13 protein-coding genes are annotated in these 15,617 nt (G+C 66.2%); 8 read left to right on the top strand and 5 right to left on the bottom strand.

Annotated elements, in window-relative coordinates:
• Positions 1–41 precede the first annotated feature (41 nt).
• On the top strand, positions 42–1,151 hold the full coding sequence (locus ABMA46_RS03725; RefSeq protein WP_348997967.1) for a 2'-deoxycytidine 5'-triphosphate deaminase: 1,110 nt from the start codon (positions 42–44) through the stop codon (positions 1,149–1,151).
• Between the two features lie 231 nt (positions 1,152–1,382).
• Here the strand turns inward: ABMA46_RS03725 and araD1 are convergent, their stop codons facing one another.
• The 4 genes from araD1 to chvE all read right to left on the bottom strand — a co-directional run bounded on the left by araD1 (position 1,383) and on the right by chvE (position 6,479).
• The gene (araD1, locus tag ABMA46_RS03720) at positions 1,383–2,372 is read right to left on the bottom strand and encodes an AraD1 family protein (protein ID WP_348997966.1); all 990 of its coding nucleotides are present in this window, start codon (positions 2,370–2,372) and stop codon (positions 1,383–1,385) included.
• 119 nt (positions 2,373–2,491) lie between these two features.
• Positions 2,492–3,781, bottom strand: a complete 1,290-nt coding sequence (mmsB, locus tag ABMA46_RS03715) for a multiple monosaccharide ABC transporter permease (RefSeq protein WP_348997965.1) — start codon at positions 3,779–3,781, stop codon at positions 2,492–2,494.
• The gene (mmsA, locus tag ABMA46_RS03710) at positions 3,778–5,310 is read right to left on the bottom strand and encodes a multiple monosaccharide ABC transporter ATP-binding protein (RefSeq protein ID WP_348997964.1); all 1,533 of its coding nucleotides are present in this window, start codon (positions 5,308–5,310) and stop codon (positions 3,778–3,780) included. Before mmsA ends, mmsB begins: the two co-directional genes overlap by 4 nt.
• Positions 5,311–5,405: 95 nt before the next feature.
• Complete coding sequence (chvE, locus tag ABMA46_RS03705) at positions 5,406–6,479, bottom strand: multiple monosaccharide ABC transporter substrate-binding protein (RefSeq protein ID WP_348997963.1); 1,074 nt, start codon at positions 6,477–6,479, stop codon at positions 5,406–5,408.
• A gap of 275 nt (positions 6,480–6,754) precedes the next feature.
• Here chvE and ABMA46_RS03700 point away from each other — a divergent pair, with 275 nt between their 5' ends.
• Positions 6,755–7,714, top strand: a complete 960-nt coding sequence (locus ABMA46_RS03700; protein ID WP_348997962.1) for a LysR family transcriptional regulator — start codon at positions 6,755–6,757, stop codon at positions 7,712–7,714.
• A 13-nt stretch (positions 7,715–7,727) separates the two neighbouring features.
• Here ABMA46_RS03700 and ABMA46_RS03695 read toward each other — a convergent pair whose 3' ends face one another.
• Positions 7,728–8,933, bottom strand: a complete 1,206-nt coding sequence (locus tag ABMA46_RS03695; RefSeq protein ID WP_348997961.1) for an ROK family transcriptional regulator — start codon at positions 8,931–8,933, stop codon at positions 7,728–7,730.
• 193 nt (positions 8,934–9,126) lie between these two features.
• On the opposite strand from ABMA46_RS03695, the gene ABMA46_RS03690 reads away from it, so the two are divergent.
• The 6 genes from ABMA46_RS03690 to ABMA46_RS03665 all read left to right on the top strand — a co-directional run bounded on the left by ABMA46_RS03690 (position 9,127) and on the right by ABMA46_RS03665 (position 15,587).
• On the top strand, positions 9,127–10,368 hold the full coding sequence (locus tag ABMA46_RS03690; protein ID WP_348997960.1) for an extracellular solute-binding protein: 1,242 nt from the start codon (positions 9,127–9,129) through the stop codon (positions 10,366–10,368).
• 418 nt (positions 10,369–10,786) lie between these two features.
• Positions 10,787–11,671 carry a carbohydrate ABC transporter permease gene (locus ABMA46_RS03685; RefSeq protein ID WP_348997959.1) on the top strand — a complete coding sequence of 295 codons (885 nt, stop codon included), beginning with the start codon at positions 10,787–10,789 and terminating at the stop codon, positions 11,669–11,671.
• Between the two features lie 2 nt (positions 11,672–11,673).
• On the top strand, positions 11,674–12,519 hold the full coding sequence (locus tag ABMA46_RS03680) for a carbohydrate ABC transporter permease (protein WP_348997958.1): 846 nt from the start codon (positions 11,674–11,676) through the stop codon (positions 12,517–12,519).
• Positions 12,520–12,542: 23 nt separating this feature from the next.
• Positions 12,543–13,565, top strand: coding sequence for an SIS domain-containing protein (locus tag ABMA46_RS03675; RefSeq protein WP_348997957.1), 1,023 nt, complete (start codon positions 12,543–12,545; stop codon positions 13,563–13,565).
• A complete protein-coding gene (locus ABMA46_RS03670; protein ID WP_348998521.1) occupies positions 13,565–14,497 on the top strand; it encodes a carbohydrate kinase family protein in 933 nt (310 codons plus the stop codon). Before ABMA46_RS03675 ends, ABMA46_RS03670 begins: the two co-directional genes overlap by 1 nt.
• Positions 14,484–15,587, top strand: coding sequence for an ABC transporter ATP-binding protein (locus ABMA46_RS03665; RefSeq protein WP_348997956.1), 1,104 nt, complete (start codon positions 14,484–14,486; stop codon positions 15,585–15,587). Before ABMA46_RS03670 ends, ABMA46_RS03665 begins: the two co-directional genes overlap by 14 nt.
• Positions 15,588–15,617 lie beyond the last annotated feature (30 nt).

Raw genomic sequence — 15,617 nt, 5'->3', positions numbered from 1 at the left:
TCAATCGACGGCTCGGTTAAGAGCTTTGTGCCAGACTGCCAATGGAGCGACAGGTGCGGCAGACAGGCATCCTTCCCGACCAGGACATCGCAGCATTGTTTTCATCCGGCGCGCTCAAGGCCGCGCGGCCGCTCGATGCCGACCAGATCCAGCCAGCCAGCCTCGACCTGCGCCTCGGTGGCAGGGCCTACCGGGTGCGGGCGTCCTTCCTGCCGGGACCGGAAAGCACCGTCGAGGCCAAGCTCGACCGGCTGAAGCTGCACGAGATCGACCTGACCGAAGGCGCGGTGCTGGAGACGGGCTGCGTCTACATCGTGCCGCTGATGGAGCGGCTCGCGCTGCCGGCCGCCATATCGGCGTCGGCCAATCCGAAAAGCTCGACCGGCCGGCTCGACATCTTCACCCGCGTCATGACCGACCGCGGGCACGAATTCGACAAGATCGCCGCCGGCTATCACGGCCCGCTCTATCTCGAAGTCAGCCCGCGCACCTTCCCGATCGTGGTGCGGGCCGGATCGCGGCTGTCGCAGATACGCTTCCGCACCGGCCATGCCGTGCTTTCCGAAGACGAGGTGCTGGCGCTGCATCGCGCCGAGACGCTGGTGGCGACCGAACCGCCGGATATCTCGGGCGGCGGCATCGCGCTTTCCATCGACCTCGCCGGCGACGCCAACGGACTGGTCGGCTATCGCGGCAAGCACCACACCGGGCTGGTCGACGTCGACAGGCGCGCCGCGCACGACGTCGCCGATTTCTGGGAGCCCCTTTATCGGGACAAGGCGCGCGAACTGGTGCTCGATCCGGACGAATTCTATATCCTGGTCAGCCGCGAGGCGGTGCACGTGCCGCCGCTGCAGGCGGCGGAGATGACGCCGTTCGATCCGCTGGTCGGCGAATTCCGCGTTCACTATGCCGGCTTCTTCGACCCTGGCTTCGGCCATTCGGCAGCCGGCGGAACCGGCAGCCGCGCGGTGCTGGAAGTGCGCAGCCACGAGGTGCCCTTCATCCTGGAACACGGCCAGATCGTCGGCCGCCTCGTCTACGAGCACATGCTGAAGCGCCCGGACGCGCTTTACGGCAACGATCTCGGCTCGAACTACCAGGCGCAGGGCCTGAAGCTGTCGAAACATTTTCGCCCGGCGGGCGGCTGACGCAGCGAGGAGACCCCACGCCGCCGTCATCCCGGAAATCGAACGAAGCGAAGCGGAGTGCGGTTATCCGGGACCCATGCCTGAACGCTGCGGCCGCGCGAGGGGCGCCGGTTCTGCACCGTCGGCGTGGCATCACCATTCCGGAATGGATCCCGGCTCTCGCCTCACGACCTGCGGCCGCTCGGCAGCGGCCGGGATGACGAGCGTGGAGTCCCTCCTTGAGCGATATCCCTACAATACCCTGACCGTCACCGCCTCCGGCGCCTCGATCTCCAGCGGATTGCGCAGCGGCAGGCCGAAGTCGCCGGCCTCGATCTCGAACACGTCGCCGGCCTCGGCCCTGACACCGTCGGCGAAGGACAGCGTCGCGGTGCCGAACATGTGCACATGGACGTCGCCGGCCTGTCGGAACACGGGATATTTGAAGTGATGCCGCTCCAGGTTGGCGATCGAATGCGACATGTTCTGCTCGCCCGACAGGAACGGCTTTTCCCACAGCGTCTTGCCGCCGCGCAGGATGCGTGAGGTGCCGCGGATGTCGGCCGGCAGGTCGCCGACGAGGATTTCCGGGCCGAAGGATGCGTTGCGCAGCTTGGAATGGGCGAGCCACAGATAGTTCACCCGCTCCGTCACATGGTCGGAGAATTCGTTCGACAGGGTGAAGCCGACGCGGAAGGGCTGGCGGTCGTCGCCGATGACGTAGATGCCGGCGATTTCCGGTTCCTCGCCCGCGTCCTCGGCGAATGCCGGCGACATCAGCGGCGCGCCGGGTGCCACCGCCATGATGCCGTTGCCCTTGTAGAACCATTCCGGCTGGACGCCTTCCCTGCCCTCGGCCGGCTTGCCGCCCTCCAGGCCCATGCGGAACATCTTCATGGAATCGGTGAGTTGCTCGTCGGCGGCATCCAGCTTCTTGTGCATGGAATCGCGCGTGGCGGCGGAGCCCAGATGCGTCAGCCCCGTGCCGGTGAGATGCAGATGCGCGGGATCGGGGTGGTTGATCGGCGATATAAGGCGGTCCTTCCTGTAGGCCGCCTCCAAGTCGACGGCCTCGCCGAAGCCCTTACGCTCGATCAAAGCCTCCAGCCCGACGCCGGTGCGCGCCGCCTCCATGGCAAGCGAGTAGACGCTGCGGGCGCCGTTGACGACGCGCGCCTTGCCGCCGTTGCGGGCGACGACGCGGATGATGTCGGCGTCGTCCAGCATCTGTGAGATGAGCATGATGACTTCTCCCTTTGTCCGTGCCCGCCCACGCGAGGCAACCCGGCCTCACGGCACGGCCTGCCCACCCCCAATGGTTTCGAGACGATTTCCCGCAGGGCTTCGCCCTGCGACTCAGATCAGGCCTTGTTCTTGTTGTAGACGTCGAAGATGACGGCGCCGAGCAGCACCAGGCCCTTGACGACCTGCTGCCAGTCGACATTGACGCCCATGATCGACATGCCGTTGTTCATGACGCCCATGATGAAGCCGCCGACCACCGTGGCGATGACCTGGCCGACGCCGCCCATAGCGGAGGCGCCGCCGATGAAGACGGCAGCGATGACGTCGAGCTCGCTGCCGAGGCCGGCCGCCGGCACCGCCTGGCCGAGGCGCGCGGCGATGATCAGCCCGCCGAGCGCCGACAGCACGCCCATGTTGATGAAGACGTAGAGGGTCAGCCGCTCGATCTTGATGCCGGAAAGCTGCGCCGCCTTGGCATTGCCGCCGAGCGCGTAGACGCGGCGACCGATGACCATGCGTTTCGTGACGAAGACGAACAGGCCGATCAGCACGCCCATCACGACGAGAACGATCGGCAGGCCCTTGTAGACCGCGAACTGGTAGACGAGGAACAGGGTGAGCAGGCTGATCACAATCGTCTTGACGACGAACAGAAAGAACGGCTCGGCCTCGTAGCCGTGACGCTCGCGCGTGCGGCGCGCCGAAAGGCCGAACCAGGCATAGGCGGCCACGCCGACCAGGCCGAGAAGAACGGACGTCATCTGGAGCTGGACGCCGCTGCCGAAGATGGTCTTGCCGGCGGCGTTGACCGTGGGCGGCACCAGCGTCCACACGCCCAGCACCTCAGGGATGAAGCCGGAGCTCAGTTCCTTGAAGTCGACGGGCAGCGGGCCGACCGACAGGCCGCCGCCCAGCATGGCCTGACACAGGCCGCGGAAGATCAGCATGCCGGCGAGCGTGACGATGAAGCTCGGTATTCGATGATAGGCGATCCAGTAGCCCTGGGCGGCGCCGACGGCCGCGCCGACGACGAGGCAGAAGAGCGACGCAACCAGCGGATTGCTCAGGATGCCGAGATGCCACGTCACCATCATGTTGGCGGCCAGCGCCCCGATGAAGCCGGCGACGGAGCCGACCGACAGGTCGATATGGCCCGCCACGATCACCAGAAGCATGCCCAGCGCCATGACGATGATGAAGGAGTTCTGCTGCACCAGGTTCGACAGGTTCAGCGGCTTGAACAGGGTGCCGTCCGTCGTGAACTGGAAGAACAGCATGATGATGATGAGCGCCAGCACGAGGCCGTATTCGCGCAGGTTCGTCACCAGCGCCGAGACGGCGACGCGCTGTTGCCGGGTTTCCTGGGCGACGCCGGTCTGCGGCGAGGGAGAGCTGTCGACGCTCATGATGCCTTTTCTCCGCGAATGATGGCGCGCATGATCTTCTCCTGGCTGGCATCCGAAGCCGCCATTTCGCCGACCATGCGCCCCTCGTTCATGACATAGATGCGATCGGAGATGCCGAGCAGTTCCGGCATTTCCGACGAGATGACGATGATCGCCTTGCCCTCGGCGGCGAGGCGGGCGATGATCGTGTAGATTTCATACTTGGCGCCGACGTCGATGCCGCGTGTCGGCTCGTCGAGGATCAGAACCTCGGGATTGGCGAACAGCCATTTCGACAGGACCACCTTCTGCTGGTTGCCGCCAGACAGGTTGCCGGTCACCTGATAGACGCTCGAGGCGCGGATGTTGGTCGCCTTGCGGTAGTCGTTGGCGACGTCCAGTTCGCGCAGGTCGTTGATGACGCCGCGCCGCGATGACACCCCACCCATATTGGCGAGCGAGATGTTGTGCTTGATGTGGTCGATGAGGTTGAGGCCGTAGGTCTTGCGGTCCTCGGTGACGTAGGCGACGCCCTGATCGACGGCGCGGCCGACGCTGGACAGGTTGACCGGCTTGCCGTTGAGAAGAACCTCGCCGGTGATGTTGCGGCCATAGGAGCGCCCGAACAGGCTCATGGCGAACTCGGTGCGGCCGGCGCCCATCAGCCCGGCGATGCCGACGACCTCGCCCTTGCGCACGTTGAGGTCGATGCCCTTGATGACCTGACGCTCGGAATGCAGCGGATGATAGACGGACCAGTTCTTCACCTCGAAGACGACGTCGCCGATCTTCGGATCGCGCGGCGGGTAGCGGTCCTCCAGCGAGCGGCCGACCATCGAGGTGATGATGCGGTCCTCGCTCATGTCGCCGCGCGCCATCGTCTCGATGGTCTGGCCGTCGCGGATGACGGTGACGCGGTCGGCGACTCGGCTGATTTCGTTCAGCTTGTGCGAGATCAGGATCGAGGTCATGCCTTGCTTCTTGAATTCGACCAGCAGGTCGAGCAGCGCCTGGCTGTCCTTCTCGGACAGGCTGGCGGTGGGCTCGTCGAGGATCAGCAGTTGCACTTCCTTCGACAGCGCCTTGGCGATCTCGACGAGCTGCTGCTTGCCGACGCCGATATTGGTGATGAGCGTGTTCGAGTCTTCGCTGAGACCGACCTTGTGCAGCAATTCGCTGGTGCGCCTGCGGTTGGCGTTCCAGTCGATGACGCCGTGGCTGGCGTGCTCGTTGCCGAGGAATATGTTCTCGGTGATCGAGAGCATCGGCACCAGCGCCAGTTCCTGGTGGATGATGACGATGCCCTTGCGCTCGCTGTCGTGGATGCCGGCGAAGCGGCATTCCTCGCCGCGGTAGACGATCTTGCCGTCGTAGCTTCCATAGGGATAGACGCCCGACAAGACTTTCATCAGCGTCGACTTGCCGGCGCCGTTCTCGCCGACGATGGCGTGGATCTCGCCCTCTTCGACATTCAGGTTGACGTTCGACAGCGCCTTCACGCCGGGGAACGTCTTGGTGATGTCGCGCATCTCCAGAATGGTCGAGGCCATTGGGAACACAGCTCCTGGGAACCCGGAAGATACCGGGACCGCCCGTCAACGAAAAGGGGGGCCCGCCAGGCGCGGCCCCCTCTGACCGGTCGCGATTACTTCAGGTCTTCGGCCTTGATGTAGCCGGAGTCGACGACGAGCTTCTGGTAGTTCGACTTGTCGACCTCATGCGGGGTCAGCAGGATCGAGGGGACGACCTTGACGTCGTTGTTGTAAGTCTTCTCGTCCAGGCCTTCCGGCTTCTTGCCCGACAGCACCGTATCCACCAGGTCGACGGTGGCCTTGGCGAGATCGCGCGTGTCCTTGAAGACGGTCGAATACTGCTCGCCGGCGATGATCGCCTTGACCGAGGCGGTCTCGGCGTCCTGGCCGGTCACGATCGGCCAGGGCTGGGCGTCAGTGCCGTAGCCGACGGCGCGCAGCGAGGCGATGATGCCGCGCGACAGGCCGTCATAGGGCGACAGGACGCCGTCGACACGGGTGCCGTCGGAGTAGTTGGCCGACAGCAGGTTATCCATGCGCGCCTGGGCAGTGGCGGCCAACCAGCGCAGCGTGCCGACCTTGTCCATGCCCATCTGGCCCGACTTGATCTTGATCGAACCGTCATCGATCATCGGCTGCAGGACCGACATGGCGCCGTTGTAGAAGAAGAAGGCATTGTTGTCGTCGGGCGAACCGCCGAACAGCTCGACGTTCCAGGGCTTCTTGTCGGGGAAACGCTCCTTGAGGCCCTTCACCAGCGAGTTGGCCTGGATGACGCCGACGCCGAAATTATCGAAGGTGGTGTAGTAGTCGACGTTCGGGGTCTTCTTGATGAGGCGATCATAGGCGACGACGACGACGCCGGCGTCGTTCGCCTTCTGCAGCGCGTCACCTAGCGTGGTGCCGTCGATCGAGGCAATGATGAGCGCCTTCGGACCCTTGGTGATCTCGTTCTCGAGCTGGCTGAGCTGGTTGGGGATGTCGTCCTGGGCGTACTGCAGGTCGACGGTGTAGCCCTTCTCCTCGAGCTGCTTCTTGACGGCGTCGCCGTCATTGATCCAGCGCTGCGAGGTCTTGGTCGGCATGAGCACGCCGACGAGGCCCTTGTCTTCCGCATGGGCGGCGGCGACCGTCATGGCCGCGATGCCGAGAGCCGCCGCAGCGACCAACGATTTGATGATCTTCACTTCACTCACTCCCTGGTTGATGGGCGCCGGGCCGCACGACCTGCGGCTGCACAATCGGGCAACCGCGCTTCAGGCGCGGCATGGACTGATTAAAATCGCTATCCTCCCAATCGGCCCCGGTCGTTTCGATCGGCGTGCGTTCTCGCATCGCCAACCGAAGAACCTGCGGGCGCGGACAAATTGTTGGTCTTCGACATAACAGTCAAATGCGATCTCGGATCATTGCTATATCGAAATTGATATGCGATGGCGAACGCGAGACCGGAGAGCACCTTATGCCCACACCACGCGACCGCAATGCGGGTACGCTGCTGCTGCGCAGCGGGCTCAATCTCAGGCACATGCGCATGATCGTGGCGCTCGACGAGAACGGCCGCGTCAGCGCGGCGGCCCAGGTGATGAACATTTCGCAACCGGCCGCCTCGCGCATGATCGCAGAGATGGAAGCGGCGCTGGACGTGCAATTGCTCGAGCGCCTGCCGCGCGGCGTGACCCTGACCCCCTTCGGCAAGGCGCTCGCCCGGCGCGCGCGCCTCATTCTCCTGGAGATGCGCGAGGCCGGCCGCGAGATCGCCGAGCTGAAGTCCGGGAAGGGTGGCTCGGTGTTCATCGGCGCCGTCACCGCGCCGGCCATCGAACTCGCCGTGCCGGCGATCCGCGAGATCCGCAGGCTCTATCCGCGCATCGAAATCACCATGCAGGTGGAAACCTCCAACGTGCTGGCGCGCGAGCTGATCGCGTCGCGGCACGACTTCATCATCGCCCGCATCCCCGATGACCTCAATCCGCGCCTGTTCGAAAGCCGCGTGATCGGCGTCGAGAAAGCCTGCCTCATCGTGCGCCGGGACCATCCCCTCACCACGAAGACCAGCCCGGTCAGGCTGGAGGAAACGACCGGCTACGACTGGGTGTTCCAGTCGGGAGGCTCGCCGCTGCGGCAGGCGATGGAAGCCAACTTCCTCAACCGCAACATCGCGCTGCCCGAGCGCATCCTCAACACGTCGTCGCTGCTGCTGACACTGGTCATGGTGGCGCAATCGGACGCGATCGCCCCGGTCTCGATCCAGGTGGCGCGCTTCATCCAGAGTCCCGACGGGCTCGCCGGTGCCATCGACGTGCTGCCGACCGAGTTCGACATCGAGGTGCGGCCCTACAGCCTGATCACGGCCAAGCAGCGGGTGCTCTCGCCCGCCGCCAAGATGCTTTACGATTTCATCCTGCGCGAAGTGGGATGACCGGCGCGAGGCGCTACGCGTGCTTCAGGATCGCCGAAAGGCGCGGCGTGAAGGCGCGGCCGATCGGTTCGGCCGCCGCGCCGATCGGCACCGACCAGGGGTCGACGATACCGAGCTGGAAGCGCGGCAGGCGGCGGCCCGCCCGGTCGGCCAGCGACGGCAGCAGCGGGTGCGTCGCGTCGACGAGACGCCGCGCCAGTGCCGGCACCGTGCCGGTGGTCAGGATCACCGTCTGCGGGTCGAGCACGTTCTCGATCAGCTGGATGCTCCAGCGCATATCCTCCGACGCCTCGGCGATCCATGCGTTGATCTTGGGATGACCTTGGCGGGTCAGGGCTTCCAGCCTGGCTGGCAGAGCGGAATCGGCGGGATCGAGACCCAGAGGGCCGTAGAGCGCAGCGAGCGAGGCCCGATGCTCCAGCGGGATGCGATCGCTGCCGCGCGGCGACAGCAGCGCCATGCCGATTTCGCCGGCATTGCCGTTGCTGCCGCTGTAGAGTTCGCCGTCGAGAATGAGGCCGGCGCCGATGCCGTAGCCGAGATACAGACAGACCGCGTGATCGAGGCCATGCGCCGCGCCGACCATGCGCTCGGCGATGGCGCAGGCGGCCGCGTCGTTCTGCAGGGAAACGCCGAGCCCGGTCCTGGCCGCCAGCGTCTCGGCAAGCGGAAATTTCTGCCAGCTCGCCATCATCCAGGCGTTGTCGTCCGCGCCGTCGAGGCCGAACGGGCCGGGCATCGCCACCCCCAGGCCAATCAGGCGCGTTGGCGAATGCGGCCGCGCCGAAGCAAGCTCCGCACGCACCCGCTCGACCAGCCCGAGGACAACCTCGATGCCGTGCGAGGGGCCGCCCTGCGGCAGCGGCGCCTCGGCGCGGGCCAGCATTTCGCCTGCGAGGTTGACCGCGATGGCACGGGTGACGTGGCGGTCGATCTGCAGCCCGATGGCGAAGGCGCCGTCGGCCACCAGCGCATAGGGCGTGGAAGGCTGGCCGCGCCCCTTGCGCACCACATCCTGCGCGGCGACCAGCCCGTCGCGCTGCAATTCCTCGACGATGTTGGAGACCGTCTGTTTGGTCAGGTGCGTGGCCCTGGCAAGGTCGGCGCGGGAGAGGCTACCGTTTAGCCGCAGCGCCTCGATCACCACGCGCCTGTTGTGGGCGCTCGCGGCTTCCTGGTTGGTGCCGCTTCGCGCGCGGATTGGTCGAATCTCGTCCACCGGGCTGCTCCCCCTCTTGACTCCAGTAGAAGCATGGAAAACTATTAAGTCAATCGACTTGACTTAATGAGGATATGGCCACAGCGGCAAGCGCCGGCGGCTGCGAGCAAAGGCAGGTTCGTAAATCGGCGTGTGACCACGCCGGGCAGAGGCAACGGTCCGCCGGGCGGCGGCCACAATGGGAGGAACTGGCATGTTGAAATCCATCGGCAAGACACTTCTCGGAGCGGTTTTCCTGGGCGCGCTGGCCGCGCCGCACGCGGCGTTCGCGGACACCAAGATCAACGCGCTGTTCATGGCGCAGGCCGCCTATAGCGAGGCCGACGTGCGTGCCATGACGGAGGCCTTCCAGAAGGCCAATCCCGACATCAGCGTCAACCTGGAATTCGTCCCCTATGAGGGCCTGCACGACAAGACGGTGCTGGCGCAGGGCTCCGGCGGCGGCTACGACGTCGTTCTCTTCGACGTCATCTGGCCGGCCGAATACGCCACCAATAACGTGCTGGTCGACGTTTCCGGCAAGATCACCGACGACATGAAGAAGGGCGTCCTTCCCGGTGCCTGGACGACGGTCCAGTACGACGGCAAATATTACGGCATGCCGTGGATCCTCGACACCAAATACCTGTTCTACAACAAGGAAATGCTCGAGAAGGCCGGCATCAAGGAGCCGCCGAAGACCTGGGAAGAGCTCAGCGCCGACGCCAAGATCATCAAGGACAAGGGCATCGTCAAGGAACCGATCGCCTGGAGCTGGGCGCAGGCGGAAGCCGCGATCTGCGATTATACCACGCTGGTGAGCGCCTATGGCGGCGACTTCATCAAGGACGGCAAGCCGGACTTCCAGAACGGCGGCGGGCTGGACGCGCTGAAATACATGGTCGACAGCTACAAGTCCGGCCTCACCAATCCGAACTCCAAGGAATTCCTGGAGGAGGACGTGCGCAAGGTGTTCGAGAACGGCGATGCCGCCTTCGCGCTGAACTGGACCTACATGTACAACATGGCCAACGACCCGAAGGACAGCAAGGTGGCCGGCAAGGTCGGCGTCGTACCGGCCCCGGGCGTCGAGGGCAAGAGCAAGGTGTCGGCCGTCAACGGCTCGATGGGTCTCGGCGTCACCACGGCCTCCAAGCATCCCGACGAAGCTTGGAAATACATCGTCTTCATGACCTCGCAGAAGGTGCAGAACCAGTACGCCAAGCTCAGCCTGCCGATCTGGGCGTCGTCCTATGAGGATCCGGCCGTGACCAAGGGCCAGGAGGAACTGATCGCGGCGGCGAAGCAAGGACTGGCGGCGATGTATCCGCGCCCGACCACGCCCAAGTACCAGGAGCTTTCGGCCGCGCTGCAGCAGGCGATCCAGGAATCGCTGCTCGGCCAGAAGTCGCCCGAAGACGCGCTCAAGGAAGCCGCCGAGAACAGCGGGCTGTAAAGCCGCATTGAGCACTTTTCTGCCGACGGCGTTACGCCGTCGGCAGGAGTTTTTCGATCTGTATTGGCCCCATCCAGCAAATGTCGGTGCATCTTGGTATGCCTTCATCTGTCGCCGCACCCCCACCCCTAACCCCTCCCCACAAGGGGGAGGGGGATTTTGCGGCAGCGCCACGACCCATCAAAGTTGGTGATCTTCGCCAAAACGGTGGTGTCGGCGTCTCCCTCCCCCTTGTGGGGGTCCGCAGGACGGGCGAGACGCGTGGCTCGCCGCGGGGGTGCGCGACAGCCGATATCTTGGCAACATTGATATATGGCAGCCTCGTTCCCTGGCGATCGCTGACGATATGGGCCAAGCCGGCGGGAGGTCGGCGTGGTTCTCAAATTCTTCCCTACCTATCCGCCTGCATCGACGCCCCATGACCAACACCTGGCTCACCACGCGCGCCTGGCTTTTGATGCTGCCGTTGCTCATCGTCATGGTGGCGGTCATCGGCTGGCCGCTCGCCGACACGGTCAGGCTCTCCTTCACCGACGCGCGGCTGGTCGGCACCAGCGGCCATTTCGTCGGCATCGACAACTACGCCAGGATGCTGGCGAGCTCCAATTTCCGCTCGACGCTGACGACCACGGCGCTGTTCGCGGTGATCTCGGTAGCCGCGGAGATGGTCCTGGGCGTCGCCGCCGCCCTGCTGCTCAACCAGAATTTCCACGGCCGGGCGATCGTGCGGGCGCTGATGATCCTGCCCTGGGCGCTGCCCACAGTGGTCAACGCGACGCTGTGGCGGCTGATCTACAATCCCGAATACGGCGCGCTGAACGCGGCGCTCACACAGCTCGGCCTCATCGACGGCTACCGGTCGTGGCTCGGCGAACCGGCAACCGCGCTCGCCGCCATCATCGTCGCCGACTGCTGGAAGAATTTCCCGCTGGTGGCGCTGATCGCCCTGGCCGCGCTGCAGGCCGTACCGCGCGAGATGAATGCGGCGGCACTGGTCGACGGCGCCGGACCGCTGGCGCGCTTCCGCTTCGTCATCCTTCCCTATCTCGCCGGGCCGCTGATGGTGGCGCTGGTGCTGCGCACCATCGAGGCCTTCAAGGTGTTCGACATCATCTGGGTGATGACGCGCGGCGGACCGGCCAATTCCACCCGCACGCTGTCGATCCTCGTCTATCAGGAGGCTTTCTCTTTCCAGCGGGCGGGGTCCGGTGCCTCGCTGGCGCTGATTGTCACGCTGCTGATCACCGTTCTGGCGGTCGCCTATGGCGTGATGATCCGCAAGGCGGCAGGGAGCGCGGCATAGGTATGGAGCGCAGAAGCCTCGCCTTTTCGATCTTCATCCATGCGGCGGCGCTGTTGCTCGCTCTGCTCATCCTGGCACCGCTCGCCTGGCTGTTCGTCATGAGCATCTCGCCGGCCGCTGACCTCGCCGCCAAGCCGCTCAAATGGTGGCCGCACGTCGCCGATTTCTCGCGTTACCGGACATTGCTCTCCACGGCGGAGAACAGTGCCGGCGCCGCCTTCATGGCCTCGCTCAGGAACAGCCTGGAAGTCGCCGGCATGGCCACGCTCGCCTCGCTGCTGGTGGCGATCCCGGCCGGCTGGGCGGTGTCGCGCACGCCGTCGGTCGGCTGGTCGCTCTCCATGGTCATCGCCACCTACATGCTGCCGCCGGTGGCGCTGGCGGTGCCGCTGTTCATGGGGCTCGCCCATTTCGGGCTGCTCAACAACGTGTTCGGGCTGGCGCTGGTCTATCTGACGCTGCTCGCGCCGTTCACGACCTGGCTGATGAAATCCGGCTTCGACGCCATTCCGCGCGAGATCGAGGCGGCGGCGATGATCGACGGCGCGGGCCTGATCCAGACCTGGCGCATCCTGACGCTGCCGCTGGCCGCGCCGGTGGTGGCGACCTCGGCGCTGTTCGCCATCCTGCTCGCCTGGGACGAATTCTTCTATGCGCTGCTCTTCACCTCCGACCAACGCGCCAAGACGCTCACCGTCGCCATCGCCGACCTCGCCGGCGGGCGCGTCTCCGATTACGGGCTGATCGCCACCGCCGGCGTGCTCGCCGCCCTGCCGCCCGTGCTGATCGGGCTGGTCATGCAGCGCGCGCTGATCTCTGGGCTGACCAGCGGCGGCGTCAAGGGATGACAACAGCAAACGTGAAACCGGGAATGACCATGCAGGCCCTCACACAGCGCCCCGAAGGGCTCGTCGCCATCGACCGGGAAATGGCGAGACAGAACGCCGATGCGCTCGCCTCCTTCAATGAGGCGACGCCGATGGCCGAGCGTCTCGCAGCCTCGTTGAAACGGACCGGCCGGCTGCTGCTTCTGGGCATGGGCGGCTCCCACGCGGTCGGACGGGCGGTCGAGCCGCTCTACAGGGCGTGCGGCATCGATGCGGTCGCGATTCCCCTGTCGGAGCAACTCGGCGAGCCGCTGTCGTTGCACGGCCGCACGGTCGTCGTCACCTCCCAGTCCGGCGAAAGTGCGGAGGTGGTGCGCTGGTTCAAGGAGACGGGCGCGCGCGACGACGTGTTCGGGCTGACGCTGGAAGCCGGGTCTTTCCTAGGCCGCACCGCGCCATGCCTGGTCGGCGCGGGCGGCACCGAGCGCGCCTTCGCCGCCACCCGCAGCCTGACCGTCACCTTCGCGCTGCATCTGGCGATCCTCCATGCGCTGGGCGAAGGCGCTGCGCCGGCCATCCATGCGCTGGAGACGGCGCAGGAGATCGACATCGCGCCGGCGCTGGCGGCCCTCGAGGGCGTCGCCACCGTGGTCACGTCGGGCCGTCGCCTGCAGGGCCTTGCCGAGACGATCGCGCTCGGGCTGACCGAACTGGCGCGTCTGCCCTGCTATGCGCTGGAAGGCGGGCAATTGCGGCACGGACCGATGGAGATGCTGGGGCCGAAGGTCGGCGTCGTCCTGTTTCGCGGTAACGATCCGACCGGTGATCTCGTCGCCGGGCTGGCCAGCGCGGTCGCGCAGACAGGGTCGCCGGTTGTCGTCTTCGACGCCTCCGGCGCCGACCCGGCACAGGGCGCCGTCACGCTCCGCTTCCAGCCCGCCTCCGGGCTTGCCGCGGTCTTCGCCATGCTGCCGGCCGCGCAGCGGCTCATGATCGCCTTCGCCGACAGCCGCGTCGACAATGCCGGCACGCCGGTGCGCTCCACCAAGATCACGCGGGACGAATGATGAAGCCGCTGGCCGTCATCGGCAACGTCAATGTGGACCTGATCGTCGGCCCGGTCGCTCCCTGGCCGGCCGCCGGCACCGAAATCTCGGTCGATCACGATGAGGTACGCGTCGGCGGACAGGCCGGCAACAGCGCGCTGACCTGGGAGGCGCTTGGGGTCGACTACGCGATCGCCGCCAATGTGGGCTCGGATGCGTTCGGCCAGTGGCTGCGGCGCAGCTTCGGCCGTCGCGCCGAGCGCTGGGCGGTGCGGCCGGAGCGCACGACGCTGTCGGTCGGCATCACCCACCCGGACGGCGAACGCACCTTCCTGACGACGCGCGGCCACCTGCCCCGCTTCAGCCTCGACGACGTGCTGGGGGCGCTCGACGGCGAACGGCTCTGCGGCGGCTACGTCCTGCTCGGCGGCGCGTTCCTGACCGACGACCTGACCGCCCGTTACGGCGATCTTTTCGACTGGGCCGACCGATGGAACATCACCATCGCGCTCGACACGGGCTGGCCGCCGGACGGCTGGACCGAGCGCAACCGCGCCCTGCTGCGCGGCTGGCTTTCCCGCTGCGGTTGTGCCCTACTCAACGAGGTGGAGGCTGCCGGCCTGAGCGGTCGCCGCGACCCTCTCGATGCGGCCCGCGACCTTCATGCCATGATGCGGCCGCAGGCCGTGCTGGTCGTCAAATGCGGAGCCGAAGGCGCTCTGGCGATCGGGCCGGACGGGAACGCCGCCCGCGCCGCCGCGCCGAGGGTCGAGGTGGTGGATACGATCGGCGCCGGCGATGTGTTCAATGCGGCCTTTCTCGCCGCGCTTGCCGATGGAACGCCGCTGGCGGGGTGCCTGGAGGCCGGAACGCAGATCGCCTCGCGCGCCGTCTCGACATCGCCGCGCAGCTACGGCTCGCTGCCGCAGGGAGCACATGATGAGCACGCTTGACATCCGCGACGTCCACAAAAGCTACGGCCGCACGGAGACGCTGAAGGGCATCGACATTTCGCTGGCGCATGGCGAATTTCTGGTGCTGCTCGGGCCGTCCGGCTGCGGCAAGTCCACGCTGCTCAACATCATCGCCGGGCTTGCCGAGCCGACTAGCGGCGACGTGCTCATCGACGGCCGCTCCGTCGTCGGCATGCATCCGAAGAACCGCGACATCTCGATGGTGTTCCAATCCTACGCGCTCTATCCGAACCTGACGGTGCGCCGGAACATCGGCTTCGGGCTGGAAATGCGCAAGGTTCCCGCCGCAGAGCGTGAAAAGGCAGTACTGGAGGCCGCGAAGCTTCTCCAGATCGAGGCCTTGCTCGACCGCAAGCCGGCGCAGCTTTCCGGCGGCCAGCGGCAGCGCGTGGCGATCGGGCGGGCGCTGGTGCGCAAGCCGCGGCTGTTCCTGTTCGACGAGCCGCTCTCCAACCTCGACGCAAAACTCCGGCTCGAAACACGCACCGAGCTCAAGCGCCTGCACCAGATGCTGAACACGACGATCGTCTATGTGACGCACGATCAGGTCGAGGCGATGACGCTGGCAACCCGCATCGCGGTGATGCGCGACGGCCGCATCGAGCAGCTCGGCACGCCGAAGGAGATCTACGACCGCCCGGCGACGCGCTACGTCGCGGGCTTCGTCGGCGCGCCGCCGATGAACATGCTCGACGCCGTGGCGAAGGGCGGCCGGCTGGTGCTTGCGGATGCCGACACGTCGCTGCCGCTGCCGGTCGCGTTCCAGGCCTCGGTCGGCGACGGCCAGGCAGTCACGGTCGGCATGCGACCCGAAGCCCTGCATGTCGCCGATTCAACCTCGGGGAGCACGCTCGGGACAACCGCCGAAGTCATCGAACTGACCGGCCCAGAGATCGTCGCGACGCTGCGGCTCGGCGGCGCGGCCGGTCAAAGGATCGTGGCCTGCCTGCCGCCGCGCACACCGATCGGCGAAGGCGATCCGTGCAGGCTTGCCGTCGATCCGGACACGATCCACCTCTTCGATCCCGAGAGCGGGCGCTCATTGGAGCGCGTCGAGGCCGCGCCGTAGCCACGCCACCGACCCGCCTTCACTGCCTTG

Origin of the sequence: Mesorhizobium hunchu (genome assembly GCF_040081975.1) — a bacterium.
Classification (GTDB): Bacteria; Pseudomonadota; Alphaproteobacteria; order Rhizobiales; family Rhizobiaceae; genus Mesorhizobium; species Mesorhizobium hunchu.
The sequence above is the reverse complement of the archived record's forward strand: the minus strand, read 5'-3'. Positions and strand labels throughout refer to the sequence as shown.

Excerpts from the sequence above, each read along its gene's own strand:
- ABMA46_RS03725 (WP_348997967.1), top strand. The coding sequence starts at position 42 with ATGGAGCGACAGGTGCGGCAGACAGGCATCCTTCCCGACCAGGACATC.
- araD1 (WP_348997966.1), bottom strand. The coding sequence starts at position 2,372 with ATGCTCATCTCACAGATGCTGGACGACGCCGACATCATCCGCGTCGTC.
- mmsB (WP_348997965.1), bottom strand. The coding sequence starts at position 3,781 with ATGAGCGTCGACAGCTCTCCCTCGCCGCAGACCGGCGTCGCCCAGGAA.
- mmsA (WP_348997964.1), bottom strand. The coding sequence starts at position 5,310 with ATGGCCTCGACCATTCTGGAGATGCGCGACATCACCAAGACGTTCCCC.
- ABMA46_RS03700 (WP_348997962.1), top strand. The coding sequence starts at position 6,755 with ATGCCCACACCACGCGACCGCAATGCGGGTACGCTGCTGCTGCGCAGC.
- ABMA46_RS03690 (WP_348997960.1), top strand. The coding sequence starts at position 9,127 with ATGTTGAAATCCATCGGCAAGACACTTCTCGGAGCGGTTTTCCTGGGC.
- ABMA46_RS03685 (WP_348997959.1), top strand. The coding sequence starts at position 10,787 with ATGACCAACACCTGGCTCACCACGCGCGCCTGGCTTTTGATGCTGCCG.
- ABMA46_RS03680 (WP_348997958.1), top strand. The coding sequence starts at position 11,674 with ATGGAGCGCAGAAGCCTCGCCTTTTCGATCTTCATCCATGCGGCGGCG.
- ABMA46_RS03675 (WP_348997957.1), top strand. The coding sequence starts at position 12,543 with ATGACCATGCAGGCCCTCACACAGCGCCCCGAAGGGCTCGTCGCCATC.
- ABMA46_RS03670 (WP_348998521.1), top strand. The coding sequence starts at position 13,565 with ATGAAGCCGCTGGCCGTCATCGGCAACGTCAATGTGGACCTGATCGTC.
- ABMA46_RS03665 (WP_348997956.1), top strand. The coding sequence starts at position 14,484 with ATGAGCACGCTTGACATCCGCGACGTCCACAAAAGCTACGGCCGCACG.